General features: G+C 64.4%; 4 protein-coding genes. All 4 read left to right on the top strand.

What is annotated here, in order from left to right; translation table 11 throughout:
- On the top strand, positions 1-1786 hold a 1786-nt coding region (locus ABY403_RS13660; RefSeq protein WP_372841383.1), incomplete at its 5' end, for an ATP-binding protein.
- A 113-nt stretch (positions 1787-1899) separates the two neighbouring features.
- The gene (locus tag ABY403_RS13655; RefSeq protein ID WP_372841382.1) at positions 1900-3033 is read left to right on the top strand and encodes a FliM/FliN family flagellar motor switch protein; all 1134 of its coding nucleotides are present in this window, start codon (positions 1900-1902) and stop codon (positions 3031-3033) included.
- 179 nt (positions 3034-3212) lie between these two features.
- Entirely contained in the window at positions 3213-3545 is a 333-nt protein-coding gene (locus ABY403_RS13650; protein WP_372841381.1) for a TraR/DksA family transcriptional regulator, read from the top strand.
- A gap of 90 nt (positions 3546-3635) precedes the next feature.
- A partial coding sequence (locus tag ABY403_RS13645) for an enoyl-CoA hydratase-related protein (protein WP_372841380.1) occupies positions 3636-4610 on the top strand: 975 nt, incomplete at its 3' end.

Raw genomic sequence — 4610 nt, 5'->3', positions numbered from 1 at the left:
GGGCCTAAGCACCATGCCCGAAGGATCAAATCCCGATCTTTTCGTGCTGACGATTCCGCTGTCGCAGGGCGCGGGCAAGCTGGCGCTTTTGGCCTTTCTGGGCGGCTTTTCATCGGCCACCTCGATGGTCATCGTCGCGGCTATCGCGCTTTCGACAATGGTTTCGAACCATATCGTGACGCCCTTGTGGTTGGCGCTGCGGGTGGGTAGCGCGCGCGCCCCCGGCGACGTGCGCGGCCTTGTGCTGATGTCGCGGCGGTTCTCGATCGGTGCGGTGCTGGCGCTGGGCTATACCTATTACCATCTTTCGGGTGGCTCGGCGGCATTGGCCTCGATCGGGTTGATCTCGTTCGTCGGCGTCGCGCAGGTGTTGCCGGCGATGATGGGCGGCATCTACTGGCGCGGCGCAACCCATGTTGGCGCGGCGATGGGGCTGATCATCGGCTTTGCGATCTGGCTTTATTGTCTGTTTCTGCCTTCGTTCGGGCCTGACGGGCTGCTTTCGGCGCGGCTCATTGCCGAGGGGCCATTCGGCATCAGTTGGCTGCGCCCTCATGCGTTGTTTGGCATTTCAGGGCTCGATCCGCTGCTACATGCGCTGTTGTGGTCGATGCTGCTCAACACCGGCGCTTTTCTGGTTGGCTCGCTGACAAGTTTTCCCGGCCCGATGGAGCGGTTGCAGGGCGTGGCCTTCGTCAACATCTTCGATCAGTCAAGCGGGCCGGGCGGCTGGACCCGTTCGGCGGCCGAGGCAGAAGACCTATTGTCGATGTCGCAGCGCATCCTTGGCGCTGAAGAGGCGCAGCGGTTCTTTCAGGCGCAGGCCACGGCGCAGGGAAAGAAGGGCTTTTTGCCCGACCCCACGCCCGAGTTCATCGCGCGGTTGGAACGCCAGCTTGCAGGCTCGGTCGGGGCGGCGACCTCGCACGCGATGATCGCCCAGCTTTCAGGCGGCAGCACGGTTTCGGTGCAAGACCTGATCGCGGTTGCGGGCGAGGCGCAGCAGATCAAGGAATATTCGGCCCAGCTTGAGGCCAAGTCCGAAGAACTGGCGCGCACCGCGCGTGCGCTGCGCGAAGCTAATGAAAAGCTGACCGAACTGAGCGTGCAAAAGGACGGTTTTCTCAGCCAGATCAGCCACGAGTTGCGCACCCCCATGACCTCGATCCGCGCCTTTTCAGAGATTCTGATGGAGCCGGATCTGCCCGAGGACATGCGCGCCCAATATGCCGGAATCATCCATGACGAGACCCGGCGTCTGACCCGATTGCTGGACGATCTGCTTGATCTCAGCGTGTTGGAAAACCGCAAGGTGCAGCTGAACATCGGTGTGGCCAACCTGCACGATATCCTCAGCAAGGCTGTCGTTGCCGCCTCGAACACAAGGCCAGAGCGGGTGTTCGTGGTCCAACGCGATGCGAGCGCGGAACATATGCCGGTGTTCACCGATACGGACCGGCTTTTGCAGGTTTTTATCAACGTCATCTCGAACGCGCGCAAATATTGCGATGCCGAGCGCGCAGTGCTGCGCATCGAGGTCAAGAAACGCGGCGGGCAGGCGCAGATTGATTTCATCGACAACGGTTCGGGCATTCCCAAAAAGGTGCAAGCGCTGATTTTCGAAAAGTTCGCGCGCTTGACCGATACGAGCCACGCAGGCGGTGCCGGGCTAGGGCTGGCGATCTGCCGCGAGATCATGGCCAATCTGGGCGGAAGTATCGAGTATTTGCCGGGGCAGGGCGGTGCGGCCTTTCGTGTGCGCCTGCCACTGAAGCGACCGGCTTAGGCCGGTGCGCCGGTCTGAACCGGCTCGATTTCAACCATATGTAAACCCTGATCGGGCAGCTTTGCTGCGATCGGCCCCGACGGGCGCAAGAAGAAGGCAGCAGGGTGCAAAGCGTGATTCAGCGCAAGGTCGAGGCGGGGCGGGCAACGCCCGGTGCCGCGCCAATGACCGTGGGGCGTGCGCTGTCGCTCGCACTGGCCAAGACCGCTCAAGAGGCGATGGAGCTTCCACTGCGCGTCGCCAAGCTGGAAGATCGGCAACTTTCGCTGGCCGAACTACCCGAAGCATTGGCAGAGCGGGCGCTGCTGGCAGTGCTTGAAGGCCCGCGCGAAGGGTTGGGCCTTGCCGCTGTGGCACCTTCGCTTTTGTCGGTGCTGATCGAGATGCAGATGACCGGTAGGCTTGCCCCAAACGCGCCCCCCGCGCGCCGCCCGACGCGCACCGATGCCGCCTTGGTCGCGGGATTTCTGGACAAGTTTCTTGCCCAGTTCGAAGAAATGATTGCCGAATTGCCTGATGTCGTCTGGGGGGGCGGTTTTCGCTATGCCTCTTATCTCGATGATCCGCGCCCGTTGGGCCTGTTGCTAGAGGATGCGGGATTTCGGGTCTTGCAACTTGAACTCGCCCTTGGCCCCGGCGGTATGCGCAAGGGCGAATTACTGCTGGCGCTGCCCGCGCAGGGGCGCGGCCCGGCACCAAAAGCGCGCGCCAACGTGGATGGAGCCGATGCGCCAATTACGCGTGGCGCCGAGGCCGCGGCCGCGGATTGGGAAGCCAAGATGGAACGCGCCGTGCTGCAAACCCCCGCCGAGCTAGAAGCGGTGCTTTGCCGGTTGCGGCTTTCATTGGCGACGGTTCTGGGCCTTGCGCCGGGCGCGGAGCTGCCGATTCCTTTATCGGCGCTTGAGGAATTGCGGCTTGAGGGGTTGGGCGGCAAGTCGGTCGGGCGCGGCAAACTGGGGCAGAATCGCGGCTTTCGCGCGGTGCGGGTGCTGGCGGAGGCAGAGGATGCGCCAACACCAGAACCGCCACAGCACGCGCCCAATGCCGCGAACGAAGCACAACCCGCCCCACAGATGGCACCCCGTCGCCGCCCCGATACCGCGCGCCCGGCAAGCGATAGCGCACCAGCGGCGGCACCCGCTATTGCCGAACCGATGCCCGAACTGGCGCTTTCCACACCTATCGGGGCCGATGACGCAGACCCGTTCGCACAGGTGCCGTTGAAAATCGCCACGGCCTTCTGACCGCGGCGCAGGGCCGACGCAAACCCCTTGCCGCGCGCAATCAGCGGCGGAAAGGCCATAGTCATAAGCGCGCCGTAACCATGCGGTCGAGTAGCCGGCTCGCGTGACGGTGTTTGACTTGTATCAAGGCGATAATGCACGGTGCCGCGCAGCATTGGGCACCGCGCAAGGAGCATGCCATGAAATCGGTCGTTGAACGTAAAGCCCAACTGGAAGCTCGTCTTGCTATTCTGCAAGCGCGCATCGAGACGATCGGTGACGAGCTTTTGGCGCATGACTCGCGCGATTGGGAGGAACTCGCCATTGAACGCGAGGATGATCAGGTGCTGGAAGACCTAGGTCAGTCGGCGCAAAGCGAAATACGCATGATCAAAGCGGCACTGGATCGGATTGAGGCGGGCGAATACGGCTACTGCGCCTATTGCGGCGAACAAATCGCGGAATCGCGCCTTGATCTGCTTCCGGGCACGCCGTTTTGCAGCGATCATGCGCAAGCCTCGGGCCGACACTGACCCTAGAGCGCGCTTTCTGAGTATTCCTTGCCCGGACAAGGCGCTACACTTTAACAAGGTGCCGCAATCGGGCACCAAGGCAGGGGTGCGATGCGGCGTCAGGTCAAGGTCGATGTGCGTGAGGGCGTGGCAGTCATCAGCTTGGCGCCGGTTCCCGAGGCGGGGCCACGTGGTGCCGATCCGGGCTTTGACGCAAGGCTGCGCGCAGAACTGGCGCGGACACTCGCAACGGTGTCGGCTGACCGGAAAGTGGGCGCGGTATTGCTGCGCGCCGGGGCTGCGGGCTGGCCCGAAGCTGGCGACCCCGAAGCCGAAAGCGCCGAGGCCGCAGAACCACCCACGCTGGCCGAAATCGCCGCAACGCTAGAGGCGATGGAAAAACCGGTGGTGATATCGCTGGCCGGGCAGCTTGGCGGTGCGACGATGGCGCTGGCCATCGCGTCGGGTTGGCGAATTGCCGCGCCGGATGCGGTCATTGCCCCCGCAGAGCCTGCCGAGGGCAGGCTTTCGCCTGCGGGTATGCTGGTGCGCGCAGCGCGGCGCGCCGGGGCACGCGCAGCCCTGTTGCTGGCAGAACCGGGCCGCGTGATAGGTGCGAACGAGGCCGCCTCGCTTGGGCTTTGCGATGGCGTGGTGGAACACGGAGATGTCGATGCTGCGGCGCTTTCGGTGGCGCGAGGGCTGGCGCAAAACGCGGCCGGTTCAGGGCCACCTCGGCGGCGCGATGGTGCCGGTCTTGGCGAACCGGCGGCGTTCATGGCCGCGATCGCCGCGGCGCGCGAGGGGCTGGCACAGTATCCCGCGGTGCTGCGCCCCGCCACGGCTTCAGCGATTGACGTGGTCGAAGCAGCGCTGTTGCTGGACGCCCCGGCGGCGCTGGGCTTTGCCGAAGTGGCGCGTGACGATCAAGAGGCAAACCCGGCCAGCCGCGCGCTGCGGCATCTGGTTGCAGCCGAGCGGCGCGCCCGACTGCGCGCCTTGCAGGGCGCAAGAACGGGCGCGGGCGTAAAGATTGCAGGCAGCGTCGGGTTCTGGGAGGTCGGGGCGAAATTGGCCACGCCCTTG

This window comes from Phaeovulum sp. (genome assembly GCF_041596715.1).
Classification (GTDB): Bacteria; Pseudomonadota; Alphaproteobacteria; order Rhodobacterales; family Rhodobacteraceae; genus UBA6213.
The sequence above is the reverse complement of the archived record's forward strand: the minus strand, read 5'-3'. Positions and strand labels throughout refer to the sequence as shown.

Excerpts from the sequence above, each read along its gene's own strand:
- ABY403_RS13650 (WP_372841381.1), top strand. The coding sequence starts at position 3,213 with ATGAAATCGGTCGTTGAACGTAAAGCCCAACTGGAAGCTCGTCTTGCT.